Origin of the sequence: Rahnella sp. CG8, from assembly GCF_023701875.1 — a bacterium.
In the GTDB taxonomy this organism is placed as follows: Bacteria; Pseudomonadota; Gammaproteobacteria; order Enterobacterales; family Enterobacteriaceae; genus Rahnella; species Rahnella aceris.
In genome coordinates, this window is the sequence record NZ_JABAED010000016.1 from 26,708 (window position 1) to 48,564 (window position 21,857).

Sequence of the window (21,857 nt, forward strand, 5' to 3'; positions counted from 1 at the left end):
TTTACATCAGTAAACACTACGGAGGTCAAAAACCAGGATCCCAATCTACTTCAACAGTGCGAGTAGCGAGATCGACTTTCTTGATAACCTGCCCATCGAGGAACGGAATCAACCGCTCCTTGAGTCCGAAGGCATCTTTCAGGTTGGCTTTAACTACCATCACATCGTTAGAACCGGTTTCCATCATATCGATGATTTTGCCCAGTTCGTAACCGGAAGTTGTCACTACCTGGCAACCGAAAAGGTCTTTCCAGTAGTAGTCACCGTCTTCCAGTGGAGGCAGTTGCTTTGAATCGACGACAATTTCGCAATTAGTCAGAAGATTCGCGGCATCCCGATCATCAACGCCTTTGACTTTGATAATCAGGTCCTGAGTGTGGCGTTTCCAGCCTTCCAGCTCGACAACTTGCCACTTACCGGCACGCTGGATAAACCAGGGCTGGTAGTCAAAGATGCTTTCAGCGTCTTCGGTGGATGAAAACACTCTGAGCCAACCACGAATGCCGTACGTTGAACCCATTTTGCCAAGAACTAACGGCTCAGCGGGTACCACTGGATTGGATTGCTTGCTCATTGCCACCACCGCGACAGATTAAGCTGCTTTCTTAGCGTCTTTGATCAGCGCAGAAACGCGATCAGAAACGGTAGCACCCAGACCAACCCAATGGGCAACACGGTCCAGATCCATACGCAGTGCTTCAGCCTGGCCAGAAGCCAATGGGTTGAAGAAACCTACGCGTTCGATGAAACGACCGTCACGAGCGTTGCGGCTGTCGGTCACTACTACTTGATAAAACGGACGCTTTTTTGCGCCGCCACGTGCTAAACGAATTGTTACCATAACATCCTCTTTAGTTAATAAAACAACCAGACCCCATCGGGGAACGGGGTCTGGTTGCAATATAAAAAGCCCGAAAATTTTACTCATTTTGGCGCAAAAAGCAATCTAAAGCGTAGAAACCTTAGCCACCATTTTGCATGAGCCACCTATATGGCTGATATATAGGCAGTGACGTCGATTAACGGCCAGGGAAACCTGGTGGCATCATACCTTTCATGCCACGCATCATTTTCGCCATGCCGCCACTCTTCATTTTCTTCATCATGCGCTGCATATCGTCGAACTGCTTAAGTAAGCGGTTGACGTCCTGCACTTGCATGCCGGAACCCATCGCGATACGACGCTTACGGGAACCTTTAATAATTTCTGGCTTAGCGCGCTCTTTCAGCGTCATCGAGTTGATGATCGCTTCCATCCGCACCAGCACTTTGTCATCCATCTGGGATTTGACGTTATCCGGCAACTGACCGACACCCGGCAGTTTGCTCATCATACTCGCCATGCCGCCCATATTACGCATTTGCTTGAGCTGCTCGAGAAAATCGGTCAGGTCAAAGCCGTCGCCTTTCTTGAGTTTGCTGGCCAGTTTTTCAGCCTGCGCGCGGTCAACTTTGCTCTCAATATCTTCGATAAGAGAGAGAACGTCGCCCATACCCAGAATACGGGAGGCAATACGATCCGGATGAAACGGCTCCAGCGCATCGGTTTTTTCACCCATACCCAGGAATTTAATCGGCTTGCCGGTGATGTGACGAATCGACAGCGCAGCACCGCCGCGGGCATCACCGTCGACTTTTGTCAGGATCACACCGGTCAACGGCAGCGCCTCATTAAACGCTTTCGCGGTATTCGCGGCATCCTGACCGGTCATAGCATCGACCACAAACAGGGTTTCAACCGGATTAATCGCGGCATGTACCTGTTTGATTTCGTCCATCATCGCTTCGTCGACGTGTAAACGGCCGGCGGTATCGACAATCAGCACGTCGTAGAATTTCAGTTTCGCCTGCTGCAGGGCGCGGCTAACGATATCAACCGGCTTCTCCTGTGCATCAGACGGGAAGAAATCCACTTCAACTTGCTGCGCCAGGGTTTCCAGCTGTTTGATCGCCGCAGGGCGATAAACGTCGGCGGACACCACCAGTACTTTTTTCTTTTTCTTTTCTTTCAGGAATTTCGCCAGTTTACCGACGCTGGTTGTTTTACCTGCACCTTGTAAACCCGCCATAAGAACCACGGCCGGAGGCTGCGCCGCTAAGTTAAGCTCGGTGTTCGCCTCGCCCATCGCAGTTTCCAGTTCTTTCTGGACAATTTTGACGAATTCCTGCCCCGGCGTCAGACTCTTATTGACCTCATGGCCAACAGCGCTTTCCTTCACCCGGCTGATGAAGTCACGTACGACCGGCAGCGCAACGTCCGCTTCCAGTAAGGCCATACGCACTTCACGTAATGTCTCTTTGATATTTTCTTCGGTCAGCCGCCCGCGGCCGCTGATATTGCGCAGTGTGCGCGACAATCGATCGCTTAAATTCTCAAACATCGTCTCTTGCTCAACGTAATGACAGGCCGCTTTTGCGACGTAATTGCGGGATTATAACACGAAGCGCGGACGATCTCTGCTTTGGCATCTCAGATAGGTTGGAGCGTGACGCGGGTAACGTTATACTGCGGTTCTCATTCACTTTTCGATGCTACCGAAACGCTATGTCAGTTTTTGCTCTCGTCGCCATGTTGGCCTATCTGCTCAGCCTTGCACTGATCATTCCGAGCATCATCCGGAAGAACAGCGCATACCGGCGTTTAGCACTGATTTCCGTTGTGGTGGCACTTGTTTGCCACGCTGTCGCATTGCAGCAACGTATTTTCGACGTCAGCACCGGCCAGAACCTCAGCCTGGTCAATATCGGTTCGGTGGTCAGTTTAATCATCGGAACGGTGATGACCATCGTAGCCTCGCGCAATCGCGGCTGGTTTGTTTTGCCAATTGTTTACAGCTTTTCGCTGATCAATCTGGCGTTCGTGACGTTTCTTCCTGGCGAATTCATCACGCATCTTGAAGAAAGCAAAGGCTTACTGGTACATATCGGCCTGGCATTATTCTCTTATGCCACGCTGATGATTGCCGCCCTTTACGCGTTGCAACTGGCGTGGCTGGATTATCAGCTAAAGAATAAACGCCTGACGTTTACGGCTGATATGCCGCCGTTAATGAGTATTGAACGCAAACTTTTTCACATCACTCAGATTGGCGTTATTTTACTGACGCTGACGTTGTGCACCGGATTACTTTATCTGAACAACCTGTTCAGCCCAGAGAATATCGACAAGGCTGTCTTATCGATACTGGCATGGTTTGTTTATATCGTTCTGCTGTGGGGCCATTATCACGAAGGCTGGCGTGGCCGTCGCGTGGTATGGTTCAGCATGGCGGGCGCCATCCTGCTTACTCTTGCCTATTTTGGCAGTCGCCTGATCCAGCAAATCATGGTTCATTAATTAAAAGGAATACCCGTTGGAGCACGTCTCAACAACAACCCTGATCATCACATTGATCATCATGGTGGTGGTTTCGGCTTATTTTTCAGCCTCCGAAACCGGTATGATGACACTCAACCGTTACCGGTTACGTCACCTGGCTAAACAGGGTAACCGCGCGGCGCGTCGCGTCGAAAAGCTGTTAAAACGCCCGGACCAGCTGATCAGTCTGGTACTTATCGGTAACAACCTGGTCAACATCCTTGCTTCCGCTCTGGCAACCATTGTGGGCATCCGTCTTTACGGCGATGCCGGTGTAGCGATTGCCACGGGTGTACTGACATTTGTCGTACTGCTGTTTGCAGAAGTGCTGCCTAAAACATTTGCCGCCCTGAATCCTGAACGCATCGCGTTTCCGAGCAGCATTTTGTTGCGTCCGCTGCAAACCATTATGATGCCGCTGGTGTGGATCCTTAACAGTCTCTCGCGTTTGCTGATGCGAATGTTTGGTATCAAAACCACCACAAGCCTCAGTGACGCCGTCAGTAAAGAAGAGCTGCGTTCCATCGTGAACGAGTCACGCTCGAATATCTCGCGCCGGAATCAGGACATGCTGCTTTCCGTGCTTGATCTTGAGAAAGTCTCTGTTGATGACATCATGGTTCCGCGCAATGAAATCGTCGGTATTGATATCAATGACGACTGGAAATCGATTATTCGTCAGCTTACCCACTCACCTCATGGCCGTATTGTGCTTTACCGAGACTCACTCGACGACGCTATTGGGATGCTTCGTTTGCGCGAAGCTTATCGCCTGATGACCGAGAAAAAAGAGTTCACCAAAGAAAATCTGCTGCGCGCCGCTGACGAGATTTACTACATTCCGGAAGGCACGCCGCTGAATATTCAGCTGGTAAAATTCCAGCGAAATAAAAAGAAAGTGGGCATCGTGGTTGATGAATACGGTGATATTCAGGGGCTGGTAACGGTTGAGGATATCCTCGAAGAAATCGTCGGTGATTTCACGACGTCGATGTCGCCAACGCTGGCAGAAGAAGTCACGCCGCAAAGTGATGGTTCAGTACTGATCGAAGGCAGCGCGAACGTGCGGGAACTGAATAAAGCCTTTAACTGGCATCTGCCAGCCGAAGAAGCGAGAACTATCAACGGCATGCTGCTGGAAGTGCTGGAAGAGATCCCGACAATCGGTACTAATCTGCGCATTGAGGACTATGAAGTTGAGATCCTGGATGTTCAGGACAACATGATCAAACAGGTGCAGGTCCGTCCGTTACAACCGTTGCAAAGCAGTGTGAATCAGCGCTAATCCTCTGAATTTCAGACATAAAAAAGACGCGGAATTCGCGTCTTTTTTGTCATCAGCACAAACTAAAAACTAGATGTGCAGTTCGGACAATTTCTCTTTTGGCAGAGCCAGATCATCGTTATGGTTCACAACAACATCATGATCGAGAATGTGCTGTGCAATTTCCTGGGCTTCTTTCAGGGAATGCATTTCGTAAGTCCCGCACTGGTATTCATTCAGCTCAGGGATCTGGCGCTGCTCTTTCACTTTCAGAACGTCAGCCATCGCTGCTTTCCAGGAGTCAGCAACCCGTTGCTCTTCCGGCACACCAATCAGGCTCATGTAAAAACCGGTACGGCAACCCATCGGAGAAATATCAATGATTTCAACACCGTTACCGTTCAGATGATTACGCATGAAACCCGCGAACAGGTGCTCGAGCGTGTGGATACCACGTTCCGGCATCACTTCAATATTCGGGCGGCAGAAACGCAGATCGAACACAGTGATCGTGTCCCCGTGCGGGGTTTTCATGGTTTTTGCGACGCGAACAGCAGGTGCTGCCATACGGGTATGGTCTACGGTAAAGCTATCCAACAGTGGCATATCGTCACCTCTCCTAAATAAATTAATTTTTTTTACGAACTCAGGAAACCTTTTCCCAGCATGCGGGTCTTAATTAGTGAAAGACGCGCATTTGTTATCATCATCCCTGTAAACAGAGATGTTTATTTGGCCACATTAATTGTGGCCTTTTTCTTTTCTACTCATTGCTACTGCCTGCATTCGCAGCCAGGTATTCTTCAAAGCTTAGCTTATCACTGGCTTCCAGTGTGCGCTGACGCTGCCATGAACCATCCTGTTCAGCCATCAGAGCGCTTTCATCCAACACTTCCAGCGGTTCACTCACCAGCATCTGACGATATTTTTCTGCCAGTTCCAGCCCGAGGTTACCAACGCCCTGTTGTTTCAGATCCTTGAGGATGCGGGCAGAGTAAGTCAGTTCAGGATCATCAAACGCAGCAACCAGCTCTTTACAAACATCCTGATAGAGATGATCACCGTTTTGGTTATCCATGATCTGAGCCACCCGATTCAGATCAGCAAACAACGCATTGCCAACGCTGGCTAACGGCTGACGTTCATCGTTACACCCGATACCAATCGTCTGGCCCGGTTTACGTCCTTCGAGGATCACCCGGTTCCAGTTTTTACGCGTACAAAGCAGCTCATCGCTGTTCATTTCCGGCGCATCCGCTAAAGCACACCATACCAAAAACAGATCCAGGAAACGCGCCTGGGTTGCATCAATCCCCACCGGAGAGAACGGGTTGACGTCCAGCGAGCGGACTTCAATATATTCGATCCCGCTGCGCATCAGCGCATCCGAAGGTGTTTCACCCGATTTGGTGACCCGTTTAGGACGGATTGGCGCATAAAGTTCGTTCTCAATCTGTAACACATTGGTGTTCAGCTGAAGATATTTACCGTCTTTTTTCACACCCATTTCCGCATATTCAGCAGACGGTGTGCGGATCGCTCTCTTCACGCCCTGAACGTAGGTGTTCAGATCATTAAAAGTGATGCCCAGATTGCTCTGTGACTTATTGGTATACCCTAAATCACTCAGACGCAGTGATGTCGCATAAGGCAGATAACATAATCCACCTTCGGTATATTCGAAAGGCAGATCCGTTTCACGTCCTTTGAGGAATGAGGAACAGATTGCAGGCGAAGCCCCAAACAGATACGGGATCACCCAACCGAAACGGTAATAGTTACGGATGAGTTTGAAATAACCTGCAGAGATCGCCTCTTTCCCGCTTTCCGTATCAGTCACGCCCAACCGCTCCTGCCAAAACGTCATCGGCAGCGAGAAATTGTAATGGATGCCGGAAATTACCTGCATCAGCGCGCCATAGCGGTTTTTCAGGCCTTCGCGATAAAGTGTCTTTAAACGCCCGATGTTCGACGAACCATATTGCGCCAGTTCGATATCCTGTCCGGATTCGATAAAGCAGGGCATGCTGAACGGCCACATACGCTCGTCACCAAGCTCACGGGCCACATGACGATGAATGTCACGGAGAAACGCCATCAGATGTTCAATATTGTCATCGACGGGCGTAATAAATTCTAATAAGGCTTCAGCAAAATCGGTGGTGATCCAGCGATGCGTCAGAGCCGCACCTAAAGATTCCGGGTGGCCCGTAGTCGCTAATGAACCGTCAGGATTAACCCGAAGCGTTTCACGCTCGATACCACGACGAATACCTTTTAATGCCTGAGGGTGGGCTTCCAGCCAGGAAAGCGCCTGAGATACATCCGGGATCAAATTGACCTCCCGCTTGGTGAAACCATTAATTTGCAAGCATACTGAATCTGCATAGATGTGACCATAATTGATAGCTGATGCCAATCTAACCGAACCATGAGAGCCCCTCCAGCGTTACAAAAGTCAAAAGGATGTAACGCACTGCTTTTCCGATAAACATGAAAAAGACGACAGGACCCCACGGCATTCGCAGCCAACCTGCTAATACGCATAACACATCACCAATCACCGGTAACCAGCTCAGCAATAACGCCGCAGGTCCGAAGCGCTTCAGCCAGCCCTGTGCAACATTGAGTCCACGTTGAGGCTTAAGCTGCGGCAAAAAGCGTCCGATGATGACGTTGGTTATGCCACCTAAGGTATTGCCAACTGATGCAGACAAAACCAGTGCCGCTGGCATTGCGCTGCCAGCTGACAATAAAGCCACTAATAAGACTTCTGAATTCCCAGGCAATAATGTGGCACTTAAAAAGCTGCTGCCGAATAAGGAAGCCAGCGCCAGGGCGCTGCTCACAGCGTACGCACGTCCACAAAATCCATATTGGCGCGTTTTGCTGCCTCAATACCGAAATCAGCATCTTCAAAGACGACACATTTTTCAGGAGGCACGCCAATCAGCTCCGCACAACGCAAAAAAGTGTCCGGTGCAGGTTTGTGATTCTTCACGTCATTGGCCCCCACAATCGCATCAAAGCAATCGCGCAGCCCTAAATGCCGTAAGAGTGCATCCGCCATCCAGTGCTCACTTCCTGTTCCTACCGCCATTGGACGCCGGCCATGATAAGCCTTCACGACATCAATCAGCGGCAGAGGACGTACGGTATCGAGCAACATTTCCTGCACGGCAGCCGTTTTCTCAGCAGCAAGAAGATGGGAGTCCATCTCAACATTATTGCTGTCTATAACAAACTTGGCGATGCGCCAGGTTGGAGAGCCATTCAGAGCGACCATGGAGTCGACATCATACCGCATGCTGTATTTGGTCAAGACCTGATGCCATGCCTTACGGTGCGTAGGTTCGGTATCCAATATGGTGCCATCCATATCAAATATTAGCCCTTCGTATCGATCGTACATCGGATGCTCCATGATCACGAAAAAACAGGAAAACTACTTTATCGCAAAGTCTGTAGAAAGTCGCATTTTGTCCACGCGCACAGCACATCAGAACACGTCAGAAAGATCAGGAAAATGAAAAAGAAGAGTGAGATACAGACGTGAAATCCAGAAAACAAAAAACCCGCCGAAGCGGGTTTTCTAATGCTGAAAGACAAAAATCGCTTCAACATACACAAAATATGGTGCACCCAGGAAGATTCGAACTTCCGACCGCTCGGTTCGTAGCCGAGTACTCTATCCAGCTGAGCTATGGGTGCATTGGGTTACTACAGATTTTATTTCGGAAATTGCTAAAAGAATGGTGCACCCAGGAAGATTCGAACTTCCGACCGCTCGGTTCGTAGCCGAGTACTCTATCCAGCTGAGCTATGGGTGCATTTTGATTCTTACTGCAGATTTACCTGACCATTTTACCGTACTACATCAGCTTTCGCTTTTGCCCTTCACGCTCATTTGATTGCAAATCAACATACATTCAGGAAAGTATGGTGCACCCAGGAAGATTCGAACTTCCGACCGCTCGGTTCGTAGCCGAGTACTCTATCCAGCTGAGCTATGGGTGCATTTTAAATGGCGGTGAGGCGGGGATTCGAACCCCGGATGCAGCTTTTGACCGCATACTCCCTTAGCAGGGGAGCGCCTTCAGCCTCTCGGCCACCTCACCATACGCCTCTTGCGAGTGTGCTGACTAACTTTGTTCAAGCTCATCGGCACTGCGTGGCGCACATATTACTTTCTGGCCCTTATAAGTCAAACCCTTTTTTCCTAACAATCACCCGTTTGGACATTTCACGCGCAACCTGCGCAGTTTGAACACAATAACAGGCCGCGAACGCGTAAAAAACGCCTTCATTTTTAGAAAAAGACAATTCAGGAGATAAGACACAGGAAGAAATTAAAAACTAAAACGCAGGAAAACGAGGGAAGAATAAGGGATAACACACACAAAAGAGGTTCAGCGCCTCGCCATTAGCGAGACGCCTCGTAAATCAGTAACTCGTCTGCTGTGACTTTTCAGCCTGAATACGCTGATAAATCTCTTCACGGTGAACAGAGACCTCTTTCGGCGCATTCACACCAATGCGCACCTGATTACCTTTAACACCTAATACGGTAACAGTAACCTCATCGCCAATCATGAGGGTTTCACCAACTCGGCGAGTTAGAATAAGCATTCTTTGCTCCTTGAATAATTAAAAGAGTCGGGTCTCTCAGTTTCCCGGCCATTATCGATCATAAGCGGGTAAAACGTAAGCCATGACCCCTACATAAAATGTAAGCAGCCTGCAACTTCAGCCATGAGTACTTTAAGTTTAGCCGATATCGTCATTGTCGCGACTTTAATCGCGAAGCTTACATTGCCATTAAGACTGAAAACGCCATACAGCACAATACATTATGACGTTTTCATGGTTAGCTATTTATTTCTTATTACAGCTTAGCTTCAACCCAGGCTTCAACAGTCGCCAGCGCGGCAGGCAATGCCTGTACATCGCTGCCGCCAGCCTGCGCCATATCAGGACGACCACCACCTTTGCCACCGACCTGCTGTGCCACAGAAGCAATCAGCTCACCGGCTTTAACACGATCGGTCAGATCCTTTGTGACACCTGCAATCAGGCTGACTTTGTCATCGGCAATGGTTGCCAAGACAATAATCACTGATCCTAACTGATTTTTCAGGTCATCAACCATCGTACGCAGCATTTTAGGCTCTACGTTATCCAATTGACGAACCAACAGTTTAACGCCTTTCACTTCTTTCGCCTGGCTGGACAGTGATGCACTTTCCTGCGCGGCTTGCTGACCTTTCACCTGCTGAAGTTCTTTTTCCAGCGTACGTGAACGCTCAATCAGAGAACGAATTTTATCGGTGATGCTGTTCACATCCCCTTTAACCAGATGCGCGACATCCTGCAGCAAATCACTTTGCTGATGCAGGGCATTAATCGCGTTTTCACCGGTGATCCCTTCAATACGACGAACACCTGCTGCAGTACCGGATTCACTCTGAATACGGAACAGGCCGATATCACCGGTACGACTGGCGTGCGTACCGCCACACAATTCGGTAGAGAAATCGCCCATGCTCAGCACACGAACGCTGTCTTCGTATTTCTCACCAAACAGCGCCATTGCACCTTTTTCTTTCGCTTCGTCCAGATCCATGATGGTGGTCTGAATCGGCAAGTTGCGACGAATCTGGGCATTCACCAGATCTTCTACCTGGCGAATTTCCTCTGGTTTCATTGCTTCAAAATGCGAGAAGTCAAAACGCAGATAGTTATCGTTAACCAGAGAACCTTTCTGAGCAACGTGCTTGCCCAGCACCTGACGCAGCGCGGCATGCAGCAAGTGCGTTGCCGAGTGGTTCAGACGGATGCGGTCACGGCGGGCGACATCAACTTCTGCTTCGACGCTGTCGCCGATACTCAGTTTACCTGCGCTCAGTGCGCCCTGATGACCGATCGCTTTTCCATATTTCTGGGTATCAGAAACAGAGAATACGCCAGTAGTCGTTTTCAGAATGCCTTTATCGCCAACCTGTCCACCAGATTCACCGTAGAACGGCGTGTCATCCAGAACCACGATAGCATTAACGCCAGCCTGAATATCATTCACTGGCTGCCCATCGACAAACAGCGCCACGACTTTGGAATGGCGCTGCAAATGTTCGTAGCCTGAGAACTGAGTCACGCCGTCAACACGCACCATGCTGTTGTAGTCTGCGCTGAAACCGCTGGACTCACGTGCGCGGCGGCGTTGAACATCCATCGCTTTTTCAAAACCGGCTTCATCCACTTTCAGATTACGTTCACGGCAAACGTCAGCAGTCAGATCCAGCGGGAAACCAAAGGTGTCGTACAGACGGAAAGCAATTTCGCCGTCCAGAGTGTCGCCTTTCAGTGCAGCCAATTCTTCGTCCAGCAACGCCAGTCCGCGCTCCAGAGTACGGGCAAACTGTTCTTCTTCGGTTTTCAGCAGTTGCTCAACCATCGCCTGCTGTTCTTTCAGTTCTGTCGCAGCCGGCCCCATCACTTCAATCAGCGGAGCAACCAGTTTGTAGAAGAACGTGTCTTGCGCCCCCAGCATGTTGCCGTGACGGATCGCACGACGAATGATACGACGCAGCACATAGCCACGGTTTTCATTCGACGGGATAACGCCATCTGCAATCAGGAATGCGCATGAACGGATATGGTCAGCAATAACGCGCAGGGATTTGTTGCTCAAATCGGTCGCGCCAGTGACTTCTGCCACCGCAGCGATCAGTTTCTGGAACAAGTCGATGTCGTAGTTTGAGTTCACATGTTGCATAACCGCAGTGATACGCTCAAGCCCCATCCCGGTATCTACGGATGGTTTTGGCAGTGGCAGCATGGTGCCGTCAGCCTGACGGTTGAACTGCATGAACACCAGGTTCCAGATCTCGATATAACGGTCGCCATCTTCTTCAGCAGAACCCGGAGGACCGCCCCAGATGTGATCGCCATGATCATAGAAAATCTCGGTACAAGGGCCGCAAGGGCCGGTATCGCCCATCTGCCAGAAGTTATCAGAAGCAAATGCGCCGCCTTTATTATCGCCAATGCGGATAATACGTTCTTTTGGAACGCCGACTTCTTTTTCCCAGATTTCGAAGGCTTCGTCATCAGTCTCATAGACGGTGACCCACAACTTCTCTTTCGGCAGATTAAACCAGTTTTCGCCGGTCAGTAGTTCCCAGGCGTAGTTGATGGCATCGTGTTTGAAGTAATCACCGAAGCTGAAGTTGCCCAGCATTTCGAAGAAGGTGTGGTGACGTGCGGTATAACCGACGTTTTCGAGGTCGTTGTGCTTACCGCCTGCGCGGACGCAACGCTGAGATGTGGTGGCGCGGTTGTAATCACGCTTATCCAGACCGAGGAAAACATCTTTAAATTGGTTCATCCCGGCATTGGTAAACAACAGTGTCGGATCGTTTGTCGGGACAAGCGAACTGCTTGAAACAATGTTGTGTCCCTTACTATGGAAGAAATCGAGAAACGCTTGACGGATCTCAGCGGTGCTCTTGCTCATAAATGTCCCGGAATCATGCTGGAAGAACGGCTCTTGAGCCGGATAACGCTGCATATGGCAGCAATCTGTTCAGCTCACGAACGAAAAAGTGCGGATAAGATAAAATTTCTGCGCGGGGAAGTAAAATACCGTATGCGGTCAATCGTCAAAATCGCGATAAATAGACTGTATTTCTTCCTGAAAGAAGCCCCGGTAGAGCAAATAACGCAGAACTTTTGATTTTTCTTTCCAGTCAGTCGGTAAATTTTCACCAAATTTCCTGACGGCCAAATCCCGCGCCAGAACGCACCAGTCTACCTCAGTGTTTTCCAGCGCCACTGTAATGATTTCTTTATCGACGCCTTTTTGCAGTAATTCCGAACGGATGCGCTGCGCACCGTAACCTTTGTTACTGCGACCGGAAATATAACGGCTGGCAAATTTGGCATCATCGAGCCAGTGATGCTGATAGCAGTAGTCAATCACCGCCTGCACATGTTCTTCCGCAATTTCTTCTGGCACTGGCCGCGGCTGAGGTTTAGCTCTCACCACCTCTTCTTCAGCAAACGCATTTTGCTCCGCTTTTTTACGTGATGACCAGCTGTTTTTCTTATTCTGAGGTTTAACAAAAGGCATTGGTGGAATAAGCAACTTGCGGCGCAACTCTGTTTCGCCGTGATCACGCTGAGAAAGCAGGCGCATAGCGCGGTTAATCAGCGTGTTGATTTTCGCTGCATCACCGTCTTTTTTCTGCGGCTCAAACAGCGTGGACTCACTGTTTTGCGCAACGTCTTCCAGCAATTTTTTCAGGTCGACGATTTTTTCATTAAGTATTTTTTCATCGGGCATAAGATTTCCCCCTGATATGCAAAATGCCAGTCTGGAAACCAGACTGGCATTTTAACGACTGTTGAAAGTAGCGGACAAAGTCCCCTGCCCTTCAAATGTCTTTGTCAGACAACCGCGAAATTAAAACTCTTCGCTGGTTTCCATGTTGTCGTCAGCGTCTTCAGCAGTAGTCGCAACGCTCAATTCACCGGTGCCGCTCAGCAGCATATCACGCAGTTTTTTGTCCAGTTCAGCAGCAACTTTCGGGTTTTCTTTGAGGTAGTTACAAGAGTTCGCTTTACCCTGACCAATCTTCTCGCCGTTGTAACTGTACCATGCACCCGCTTTCTCGATCAGTTTGTGCTTAACGCCCAGGTCGATCAGTTCGCCGTTGATGTTGATACCTTCGCCGTACAGGATCTGGAATTCAGCTTGTTTAAATGGTGCGGCGATTTTGTTCTTCACGACTTTCACACGTGTTTCACTACCGACAACCACATCACCTTCTTTGATAGCGCCGATACGACGGATATCCAGACGTACAGAGGCATAGAATTTCAGGGCGTTACCGCCGGTGGTGGTTTCCGGGTTACCGAACATCACACCGATTTTCATACGGATCTGGTTGATGAAGATCAGCAGGGTATTGGCGTTTTTCAGGTTACCCGCAAGCTTACGCATCGCCTGGCTCATCATACGAGCTGCGAGGCCCATGTGAGAGTCACCAATTTCGCCTTCGATTTCAGCTTTTGGCGTCAGTGCGGCAACGGAGTCAACGATGATAACGTCAACGGCGCCTGAACGGGTCAGCGCATCACAGATTTCCAGAGCCTGTTCACCGGTATCTGGCTGAGAACACAGCAGGTTATCGATATCGACGCCCAGTTTTTTAGCGTAGATAGGGTCCAGCGCGTGTTCTGCATCGATGAACGCACAGGTTTTGCCTTCACGCTGTGCAGCAGCGATAACCTGCAGAGTCAGCGTGGTTTTACCGGAGGATTCCGGACCATAAATTTCAACGATACGGCCCATTGGCAAGCCGCCAGCACCTAACGCGATATCCAAAGACAAAGAGCCGGTAGAGATCGTTTCGACGTCCATAGAGCGATCTTCACCCAGACGCATGATGGAGCCTTTACCGAATTGCTTTTCAATCTGGCCCAGTGCTGCAGCTAACGCTTTTTGCTTGTTCTCATCAATAGCCATTTTTACTCCTCGTCTGATACAGGGGAACATCCCGCCTGCATCACTGAATATAATTTATGTACAGGTAATTGGCAGTAATTATACTGTATGCTCATACAGTATCAAGCCTAATTTTTAATAAACTCACGCAATGCAGTTTGTAACGAAAAAACAGCAGCTTGCAAACGCACTGCTTCGCGATCGCCGGAAAACTGCTGTTTCGCGGTCAGAACCCGTCCGTCTTTTCCGGCAAATCCAAACCAGACAGTGCCGACAGGCTTTTCTGCAGAACCCCCGTCAGGGCCGGCGATACCGCTGACCGAAACCGCCACATCAGCACCCGCCGCATGTAACACGCCCAGTGCCATTTCATGCACCACCTGCTCACTCACTGCGCCATATTGCTCAAGCGTGCTTTCAGAAACGCCCAGCAATTCATGCTTGGCCGCATTGCTGTAAGTGACAAATCCGCGGTCAAACCAGGCGGAGCTTCCAGCAATATCGGTAATCGCTTTGGCAATCAGGCCACCGGTACAGGATTCCGCACAGGTTACCCACCATCCCTTCGCTTTCAGCGCCGCCCCGATTTCCACACTCAGTTCATGTAAACGTTTTTCGCTCATACTCCCTCCTGGCGGGTCATCTGAAACTGACCCGATGTTAGCATTTCTCTTCCGGTCTGTGAGTCCCGTCGAAGCGTTTTGCGCGATGTATTCAGAATTGGAATAAAAAGAAAAAGAAGGGCCACAATCTGCGGCCCTCATGAAAGATTAACTCACCGGCGTTAGCGCGCGGCTTTCACCGCTTCACCCAGTTGCCATACCGCCATCGCATAATGCACGCTGTGGTTGTAGCGGGTGATGGTGTAGAAATTCGGCAATCCGTACCAGTACTGGTAATTAGTGCCCATATCAAGGCGCAGCAAGCTGGCTTCCTGATAATTGCCCAGTGAACCCAGCGGGCTAAGCCCCGCTGCTTTGAGCGTATACAGCGGATACTTGGTTTTGAAGCCATTCTCCAGCAGAGGCGCCTGGCCTGCTGCCGGCACCGCAATCGGTGCGCCTTTCGTCCAGCCGTGTGCCTTGAAATAATTGGCAACACTGCCGATGGCATCAATCGGATCCCACAGGTTGGCATGACCATCACCGTTAAAGTCTACAGCGTAGTCCTTATAAGAGGATGGCATAAACTGGCCGTAGCCCATCGCACCCGCAAAGGAACCACGTAAACTCAGCGGATCATCGCCTTCACGGCGGGACATCAGCAGGAAGGTTTCCAGCTCGCCGGAGAAATATTCTGCCCGGCGCGGATAAGCAAAGGATAAGGTCGCCAGCGCATCGATTATGCGGGTTTTACCCATTACGCGTCCCCAGCGGGTTTCCACACCGATAATCCCGACAATGATTTCCGGCGGCACGCCGTAAACCTGCTCCGCACGCTGTAACGCATCCTGATACTGATTCCAGAACACTACGCCGTTTTGCACGTTATCCGGCGTAATGAATTTGCTGCGATAGCGGTTCCATGCGCCATTCGGCACGGTAGATGGCGGGCCAGATGGCGCCTGCTGATCCATCAGTCGTAATACAAATCCCAGACGTTTGGTTTGCGACAGGACATCATGCAATTGCTGACGGTCAAATCCGTGCTCGCGCACCATTTTGTCAACAAACTGGTTCATGGCCGGATCATAGGCGAAATCACCGGTCTGGACGGCACCGGTGTGCTCAGCCTGCAGCAGAAAACCACCAGCGGGAACCGTATTCGCACTGGCATTTCTTCCATCGGAAAAAGGATTTCGCGGGCCTTCAGGTTGAGGTGCGGGCTTATTACTGCTACATGCAGAAAGTGTAAGAACCAGGGGAAGAATGACTGCCAGGTGGCGCATCGGATATCCGTAACCATGCAATAAAAGAGGTGCGGATATGGTAGAGCATTATTAAAGCCGAAAAAACTGAAAATCATCGTCTTTACAAGGCACAAAAATTCTAAGTGACGGGCCCGCTGTAACGGACCCGCACGTGTTAAAAATACTGCGTAATTATTTCACCGACGGCGTCTTGGAACGCCACTGGCTGCCTGATTTAAGCGTACTGCTTTCCTCAAATTTCACCGGATTATCACGATAAGCTTTCAGCTTGTTGCGCATCCAGCTGCTGGCATCACCCACGCCGCTGATCACCCCGGTCGTCGCTCCGCCGCCCAGGTGGACATGGAAAATACCGCGTGACGGGAAATCCAGATACTTAGGTGTGGAAAGATCCCATGAATGCCGGGAGAACAGTTCCCGGGTGTCGTGGCCCATCATTGAGGCATAAGCGGCATCGAATTTCAGCGGCAGAAGGCGTTCATGGATGGCATCCACCGAGGCACCAATTTCGGAATGCCCCATCAGGTAGCTGCCGCCGCTGCCCCAGTTCTGGGTGTTGAAATCAGCATTAACCTCATCTGCGGAAGTTGGCAGATGGCTGGCCGGGATCTGCCATGGCAGAACCGGTTGACGCAGGTGGCGACTTAAGGATGCGCAGAAATCGAACGTACGCTCCCATTCGTATGGCGAATAACAATAACCATTGGCATATGAACGGATAGTGAAGTCATCAGCCTCATAACGGTCAGCGGCCATAAAATCAGCGCCCTTCGCCACGTCAGGAGAACCGTCTGCACGGATATATTCGATGTCATCAAACACGCCGACCAGCAATGCATATTGCGCCGTCAGTCTGCCCGCAGTGAACGGATCAACCGTCATTTTTTTATGTTGCCCGTCAGCGGCATCAAAAACATCATCGTAGACGAAATCTTTATAAATCCACTGCGAACCTGCCACTCCCCACAGGTTGACCTGCCAGCCGAGTACGACGTCTGGCGCAACCACGCGCGTCAGCCAGTTTACCGCCCGGATATAGCCTTTCAGGGTATTGGTGATGCCTGCCGGAACCTGCACATTCACATTGTGGTGGGCAAGTGCTTCGCTCAGAGGCTGACGAACCGGAATTTCATACGTTGGCAGGAAACCGTATTTCTGGCATTCGCCGAGATAATCCGGATTCACAATATACCCGGCTGGTACCGGATGTTCCGCATCCTGCTGGGATTGCGCCATTTGCAACGACTGAATAAAGTTGGCGAAGCTGAATTTATGGCGTACCGGATCAGCAATAATATTCGGCACATCACCCAATGATAAGTTACAGGTGTAAGACACCATCAGCGGCAACACGGGTTCATTCAGTTTGGCGGAGACGTCCCGTGCCATTTTAATAATTTGCAGCGTCGGTTCTTTAGACGGTGACAGATAATCGCCCGCATCGCCCATGCCGTCATCACCGGAATATTTGAAAATTGAAGACACACGCGCCGCGGCAAAATCATCCACGTTAGTCGGCACCATATTGGCGCAGGCACCAAAGGTGAGGAACTCAGGGAAACCTTTCACGTGCAGATTCGCCCCTTTCACAATCGTCACATTCAGCTGTGCCGGTGCATTCGCGCTGACCAGTAACGGCTGAGGGCTGACATCCACGTAATGTACGATGCCGTTGTGAATAAAGGTTCCCGAGACCACGGTATAAGAACCCGGCACAACCAGAACTGGCTGCTCAATGCTGCCATTTTGCGCGGCAATCGCATCGAAGCGGTACTGACGAGGTGTAGCCGAATTGTCTGTCAGTCGCAGGGAAATGGATTTACTGACCGCGCTTTCCGCTTTCACACTGACCGTCAGCTTCGCAGCATTTGGCTGTGAATCACCACGCTGGCTGACCTGCGCCTGAGTGAAGTTAATACTGTGATACTGGCCGTCGAACTGACCGTCGTAATCATCAAACAGATAATGAATATTGTTCAGACGTAAATCGGCAATACGGATTTCAAAGCAGCCGGTAGCAGGTAAATGTTCCAGACGATATTGCTGGCCGGAGCGTACTGGCAGGCTCAGTTTATCTGTGCCGTTCTCGCTGCAAATCAGCGTCAGCTCTTCATCGCGCAAACCGGCAATGCCTGAAAAATTCAGTGCCACATCAATAGTTGTACTGCGATCCACAGCGCCGAAAGTGACGGCCAGCGAGGTGGTACGGCCTTTATCAATGGTGATTTCTGTCTGTCCGAGATTGACAGGCACGCGGACAGTACCGTCTTCCGTGCTTAATTCTGCTGCAAAGACACTGTAATTCCCCGCATTGACGGAAAATTTAGAGACGTGACCAAACTCTGGCAAAACGCGCAATGTTTTATCGCCGCGCACCAGACGCAGTTCGAGTGCGGCATTTGTCAGCCCGGCAGGCAACGGCGGACAACTGACCGACAATTCACCGGTAACACCCGGTTCTTCATCAGCGGCCAGCGCAAAGGTTTCGCGGAAATCAGACCAGGCAGGCGAATCCGCAGAGGAGACGTTCAGCCCCATATGAATTTTCTGAATGGCATCGCCCACAGGCTGTCCATCGGTCGGCTCAATCGTCACTTTGACATCAAAAATCCCGCCGCCAACTTCCGTGGATTCCACTTTCGTGCCGAGCGGTTTCCACGGATTGGTTTCGACATTAATATCACCGGCAGTTATTTTTCCGGGTGCTGAAAATACGATCACTAACTTTTCTTTAATATCAACCGCGCCGCCAGACGTTGATTTAATCTCATTCAAATCGAGAGTGGGATACCAGGCATCGTTGATCATGTTTAATTTAAATTGCAATTGCATAATACTTCTCCGCAAAGATGGATAAATAGCGTGGAAAAATCCCGTATTAATAAGATCATCCGGGAACAGCCATCACCCTAGCAGAGGAGTAAAACATTCATATCCACACTTAATTCATTTTATATACTTATTATTAATAATATTACGAACAACTAACCCATTAATATAACGGCACGTTTTTTATTATTATCACCTCCTTATTATTATTCTCAAAAAAATAAAAACTCTATTATTACGCCCGTTGCAACATGTTCAAATCCCCTGACCTTTACGCTCTGCAAACGAAGGGGGTGTTACATGTCTGGTTTGCGCGATGCTTTCCATTTTTAGTTGTGACAGCTTCTTGCCCGCTGGGCTAAGATACGCAACAGAAAAAATCCTTAAACCCATCGCGTCGAAAAATGGATTAAAAAGATTAAGTCTATGACAAATAATGTAAACCTGGATGCCCACACCCCGATGATGCAGCAGTATCTGCGTCTGAAAGCTGAGAACCCGGAAGTTCTGCTGTTCTATCGCATGGGTGACTTTTACGAACTGTTTTATGACGATGCGAAACGCGCATCTCAGCTGATGGATATCTCCCTGACCAAACGCGGCGCTTCTGCCGGTGAGCCGATCCCGATGGCGGGCGTGCCTTATCATGCGGTAGAAGGTTATCTGGCGAAACTGGTCCAGCTAGGGGAATCCGTCGCGATTGCTGAACAAATTGGCGACCCGGCCCTAAGTAAAGGGCCGGTTGAACGCAAAGTGGTACGCATCGTCACGCCGGGCACCGTCAGTGACGAAGCATTGCTGAGCGAGCGTCATGATAACCTGCTGGCGGCTATCTGGCAGGACGGGCGCGGGTTTGGTTATGCCACGCTGGATATCAGTTCCGGCCGTTTCCGCGTCGCACAGCCTGACGATCTGGAAACCATGGCAGCCGAATTACAGCGCACAAATCCGGCGGAATTACTCTACCCGGAAAGCTTTGAAGCCATGTCGCTGATTTCCTCCCGCCGTGGCCTGCGCCGCCGTCCGATGTGGGAATTCGAGCTGGAAACCGCGAAACAGCAGCTTAATCTGCAATTCGGTACCCGCGATCTGAGCGGCTTCGGCGTTGAGCAGGCTGCTCAGGCGCTGCGTGCTGCCGGTTGTCTGCTGCAATACGTTAAAGATACCCAGCGCACCGCCCTGCCGCATATCCGTGGCGTCACCATGGAGCGCCAGCAGGATGGGATTATTATGGATGCGGCCACGCGCCGTAATCTGGAGCTGACGCAAAATCTGGCGGGTGGTGTAGAGAACACGCTGGCGGCAGTGCTGGATCAGGCCGTAACGCCGATGGGCAGCCGCATGCTCAAGCGCTGGATCCACATGCCGAGCCGCGATATCAAACTGCTGACGCATCGTCAGCAGGCGATTGGTGCGTTACAGGATATCACCGCCGATTTACAGCCGGTGCTGCGTCAGGTCGGCGACCTCGAGCGTATTCTGGCACGTCTGGCACTGCGCAGCGCACGTCCGCGTGATCTGGCCCGTATGCGTCATGCCATGCAGCAACTGCCGGAAATCCGCGAGATCTTGCAGGGAACCGAAGCCGCTCATGTGAAAACGCTGGTGGAGCAAACCGGTGACTTTACCGAACTGGTGGAACTGCTTGAACGCGCTGTGATCGAAAGCCCGCCGGTTCTGGTGCGTGACGGTGGCGTAATCGCACCAGGTTACAACGCTGAGCTGGATGAATGGCGTGCGCTGGCAGACGGCGCGACGGATTATCTCGATCGTCTGGAGATCCGCGAACGTGAAAAGCTGGGGCTGGATACGCTGAAAGTCGGTTTCAACGGCGTTCACGGTTATTACATTCAGGTCAGCCGTGGGCAGAGCCATCTGGTGCCGATTCATTACGTCCGTCGCCAGACGCTGAAAAATGCCGAGCGCTACATCATTCCTGAGCTGAAAGAGTACGAAGACAAGGTGCTGACCTCCAAAGGTAAAGCCTTGTCTCTGGAAAAGGCGCTGTACGAAGAGTTGTTCGATTTGCTGATGCCGCACCTGTCTGCATTACAGCAAAGCGCCAGTGCACTGGCCGAACTGGATGTGCTGAGCAATCTGGCGGAACGTGCTTACACGCTCAATTACGCCTGTCCGACCATGAGTGAAAAACCGGGTATTAATATTACCGGCGGTCGCCATCCGGTGGTTGAGCAGGTGCTAAGTGAACCGTTTATTTCTAACCCGCTGAACATGTCCCCGGCGCGACGGATGCTTATTATCACCGGTCCGAACATGGGCGGTAAAAGTACCTATATGCGCCAGGCAGCACTGATTGTTCTGATGGCGCATATCGGCAGCTATGTACCGGCGGAAGCCGCTGTCATCGGGCCGGTGGATCGCATCTTCACCCGTGTCGGTGCCGCGGACGATCTGGCTTCCGGGCGTTCGACCTTTATGGTGGAAATGACAGAGACGGCGAATATCCTGCACAACGCGACCGAAAACAGCCTGGTGCTGATGGATGAAATCGGGCGCGGGACATCAACGTACGATGGTTTGTCGCTGGCATGGGCATGTGCGGAAAACCTCGCCAGCCGTATTAAAGCCATGACGTTGTTCGCCACCCATTATTTCGAGCTGACCACCCTGCCGGAAAAAATGGAAGGCACCGTCAACGTGCATCTGGATGCTATCGAACACGGCGACACTATCGCGTTTATGCACAGCGTACAGGATGGCGCCGCCAGCAAGAGTTATGGTCTGGCCGTTGCCGCACTGGCTGGTGTGCCACGTGATGTGATTAAGCGCGCCCGTCAGAAACTGAAAGAGCTGGAAACGTTGTCGAACAACGCTGCCGCCAGCAAAGTTGACGGTCCGCAACTGGCTTTACTGACCGAAGAAGTGTCTCCGGCAGTTGAGGCACTGGAGTCACTGGATGCAGATTCTTTATCGCCACGTCAGGCGCTGGAATGGATCTATCGTCTGAAAGATATGGTGTAAACGTCCGCTGAACTGAACCGGATGCATAAAAAAACGGTGGGGATTAACC

The 21,857-nt window shown here is 50.7% G+C and carries 17 protein-coding genes and 4 tRNA genes; 3 read left to right on the forward strand and 18 right to left on the reverse strand.

Going from position 1 to position 21,857, the window contains the following annotated elements:
* Positions 1–25: 25 nt before the first annotated feature.
* From rimM to ffh, 3 genes are all read right to left on the reverse strand, one after another.
* Positions 26–574, reverse strand: a complete 549-nt coding sequence (gene rimM, locus HGO41_RS15735) for a ribosome maturation factor RimM (protein ID WP_013574036.1) — start codon at positions 572–574, stop codon at positions 26–28.
* Between the two features lie 18 nt (positions 575–592).
* Positions 593–841 (reverse strand): 30S ribosomal protein S16, encoded by a 249-nt coding sequence (rpsP, locus tag HGO41_RS15740; protein WP_015689395.1) that lies wholly within the window; start codon positions 839–841, stop codon positions 593–595.
* Between the two features lie 178 nt (positions 842–1,019).
* Complete coding sequence (ffh, locus tag HGO41_RS15745) at positions 1,020–2,381, reverse strand: signal recognition particle protein (protein ID WP_013574034.1); 1,362 nt, start codon at positions 2,379–2,381, stop codon at positions 1,020–1,022.
* A gap of 164 nt (positions 2,382–2,545) precedes the next feature.
* Here ffh and HGO41_RS15750 point away from each other — a divergent pair, with 164 nt between their 5' ends.
* Both HGO41_RS15750 and HGO41_RS15755 read left to right on the forward strand, forming a co-directional pair.
* Positions 2,546–3,337 carry a cytochrome C assembly family protein gene (locus HGO41_RS15750; RefSeq protein ID WP_013574033.1) on the forward strand — a complete coding sequence of 264 codons (792 nt, stop codon included), beginning with the start codon at positions 2,546–2,548 and terminating at the stop codon, positions 3,335–3,337.
* A gap of 16 nt (positions 3,338–3,353) precedes the next feature.
* A complete protein-coding gene (locus HGO41_RS15755) occupies positions 3,354–4,643 on the forward strand; it encodes an HlyC/CorC family transporter (protein WP_013574032.1) in 1,290 nt (429 codons plus the stop codon).
* A gap of 69 nt (positions 4,644–4,712) precedes the next feature.
* Here the strand turns inward: HGO41_RS15755 and luxS are convergent, their stop codons facing one another.
* The 15 genes from luxS to HGO41_RS15830 form a co-directional block, all read right to left on the reverse strand.
* Complete coding sequence (gene luxS / locus HGO41_RS15760) at positions 4,713–5,228, reverse strand: S-ribosylhomocysteine lyase (RefSeq protein WP_013574031.1); 516 nt, start codon at positions 5,226–5,228, stop codon at positions 4,713–4,715.
* 157 nt (positions 5,229–5,385) lie between these two features.
* Positions 5,386–6,957, reverse strand: coding sequence for a glutamate--cysteine ligase (gene gshA, locus HGO41_RS15765; protein WP_013574030.1), 1,572 nt, complete (start codon positions 6,955–6,957; stop codon positions 5,386–5,388).
* Positions 6,958–7,042: 85 nt separating this feature from the next.
* A complete protein-coding gene (locus HGO41_RS15770) occupies positions 7,043–7,471 on the reverse strand; it encodes a YqaA family protein (protein ID WP_013574029.1) in 429 nt (142 codons plus the stop codon).
* On the reverse strand, positions 7,468–8,034 hold the full coding sequence (gene yqaB / locus HGO41_RS15775) for a fructose-1-phosphate/6-phosphogluconate phosphatase (protein WP_013574028.1): 567 nt from the start codon (positions 8,032–8,034) through the stop codon (positions 7,468–7,470). Before yqaB ends, HGO41_RS15770 begins: the two co-directional genes overlap by 4 nt.
* 222 nt (positions 8,035–8,256) lie before the next feature.
* Positions 8,257–8,333 (reverse strand) — tRNA-Arg (locus HGO41_RS15780).
* Positions 8,334–8,375: 42 nt separating this feature from the next.
* A tRNA-Arg gene (locus tag HGO41_RS15785) sits at positions 8,376–8,452 on the reverse strand.
* Between the two features lie 110 nt (positions 8,453–8,562).
* Positions 8,563–8,639 (reverse strand) — tRNA-Arg (locus tag HGO41_RS15790).
* A gap of 8 nt (positions 8,640–8,647) precedes the next feature.
* A tRNA-Ser gene (locus HGO41_RS15795) sits at positions 8,648–8,740 on the reverse strand.
* A gap of 325 nt (positions 8,741–9,065) precedes the next feature.
* Positions 9,066–9,251 (reverse strand): carbon storage regulator CsrA, encoded by a 186-nt coding sequence (gene csrA, locus HGO41_RS15800; RefSeq protein ID WP_013574027.1) that lies wholly within the window; start codon positions 9,249–9,251, stop codon positions 9,066–9,068.
* A 256-nt stretch (positions 9,252–9,507) separates the two neighbouring features.
* Positions 9,508–12,135, reverse strand: a complete 2,628-nt coding sequence (gene alaS, locus HGO41_RS15805) for an alanine--tRNA ligase (RefSeq protein WP_015689392.1) — start codon at positions 12,133–12,135, stop codon at positions 9,508–9,510.
* Positions 12,136–12,273: 138 nt separating this feature from the next.
* Complete coding sequence (gene recX, locus HGO41_RS15810) at positions 12,274–12,912, reverse strand: recombination regulator RecX (RefSeq protein ID WP_370447458.1); 639 nt, start codon at positions 12,910–12,912, stop codon at positions 12,274–12,276.
* A 171-nt stretch (positions 12,913–13,083) separates the two neighbouring features.
* A complete protein-coding gene (gene recA / locus HGO41_RS15815) occupies positions 13,084–14,148 on the reverse strand; it encodes a recombinase RecA (RefSeq protein WP_013574024.1) in 1,065 nt (354 codons plus the stop codon).
* Between the two features lie 107 nt (positions 14,149–14,255).
* Positions 14,256–14,750, reverse strand: coding sequence for a nicotinamide-nucleotide amidase (pncC, locus tag HGO41_RS15820; RefSeq protein ID WP_013574023.1), 495 nt, complete (start codon positions 14,748–14,750; stop codon positions 14,256–14,258).
* Between the two features lie 161 nt (positions 14,751–14,911).
* Positions 14,912–16,015 carry a lytic murein transglycosylase B gene (mltB, locus tag HGO41_RS15825; protein ID WP_013574022.1) on the reverse strand — a complete coding sequence of 368 codons (1,104 nt, stop codon included), beginning with the start codon at positions 16,013–16,015 and terminating at the stop codon, positions 14,912–14,914.
* Between the two features lie 153 nt (positions 16,016–16,168).
* On the reverse strand, positions 16,169–18,829 hold the full coding sequence (locus HGO41_RS15830) for a hypothetical protein (protein ID WP_250981208.1): 2,661 nt from the start codon (positions 18,827–18,829) through the stop codon (positions 16,169–16,171).
* Between the two features lie 423 nt (positions 18,830–19,252).
* Here HGO41_RS15830 and mutS point away from each other — a divergent pair, with 423 nt between their 5' ends.
* A complete protein-coding gene (mutS, locus tag HGO41_RS15835; RefSeq protein ID WP_013574020.1) occupies positions 19,253–21,808 on the forward strand; it encodes a DNA mismatch repair protein MutS in 2,556 nt (851 codons plus the stop codon).
* Positions 21,809–21,857 lie beyond the last annotated feature (49 nt).

What these genes read in the sequence shown, in the direction of transcription:
- rimM (WP_013574036.1), bottom strand. Translation starts at nt 574, where the DNA reads ATGAGCAAGCAATCCAATCCAGTGGTACCCGCTGAGCCGTTAGTTCTT.
- rpsP (WP_015689395.1), bottom strand. Translation starts at nt 841, where the DNA reads ATGGTAACAATTCGTTTAGCACGTGGCGGCGCAAAAAAGCGTCCGTTT.
- ffh (WP_013574034.1), bottom strand. Translation starts at nt 2,381, where the DNA reads ATGTTTGAGAATTTAAGCGATCGATTGTCGCGCACACTGCGCAATATC.
- HGO41_RS15750 (WP_013574033.1), top strand. Translation starts at nt 2,546, where the DNA reads ATGTCAGTTTTTGCTCTCGTCGCCATGTTGGCCTATCTGCTCAGCCTT.
- luxS (WP_013574031.1), bottom strand. Translation starts at nt 5,228, where the DNA reads ATGCCACTGTTGGATAGCTTTACCGTAGACCATACCCGTATGGCAGCA.
- yqaB (WP_013574028.1), bottom strand. Translation starts at nt 8,034, where the DNA reads ATGTACGATCGATACGAAGGGCTAATATTTGATATGGATGGCACCATA.
- csrA (WP_013574027.1), bottom strand. Translation starts at nt 9,251, where the DNA reads ATGCTTATTCTAACTCGCCGAGTTGGTGAAACCCTCATGATTGGCGAT.
- alaS (WP_015689392.1), bottom strand. Translation starts at nt 12,135, where the DNA reads ATGAGCAAGAGCACCGCTGAGATCCGTCAAGCGTTTCTCGATTTCTTC.
- recA (WP_013574024.1), bottom strand. Translation starts at nt 14,148, where the DNA reads ATGGCTATTGATGAGAACAAGCAAAAAGCGTTAGCTGCAGCACTGGGC.
- pncC (WP_013574023.1), bottom strand. Translation starts at nt 14,750, where the DNA reads ATGAGCGAAAAACGTTTACATGAACTGAGTGTGGAAATCGGGGCGGCG.
- mltB (WP_013574022.1), bottom strand. Translation starts at nt 16,015, where the DNA reads ATGCGCCACCTGGCAGTCATTCTTCCCCTGGTTCTTACACTTTCTGCA.
- HGO41_RS15830 (WP_250981208.1), bottom strand. Translation starts at nt 18,829, where the DNA reads ATGCAATTGCAATTTAAATTAAACATGATCAACGATGCCTGGTATCCC.
- mutS (WP_013574020.1), top strand. Translation starts at nt 19,253, where the DNA reads ATGACAAATAATGTAAACCTGGATGCCCACACCCCGATGATGCAGCAG.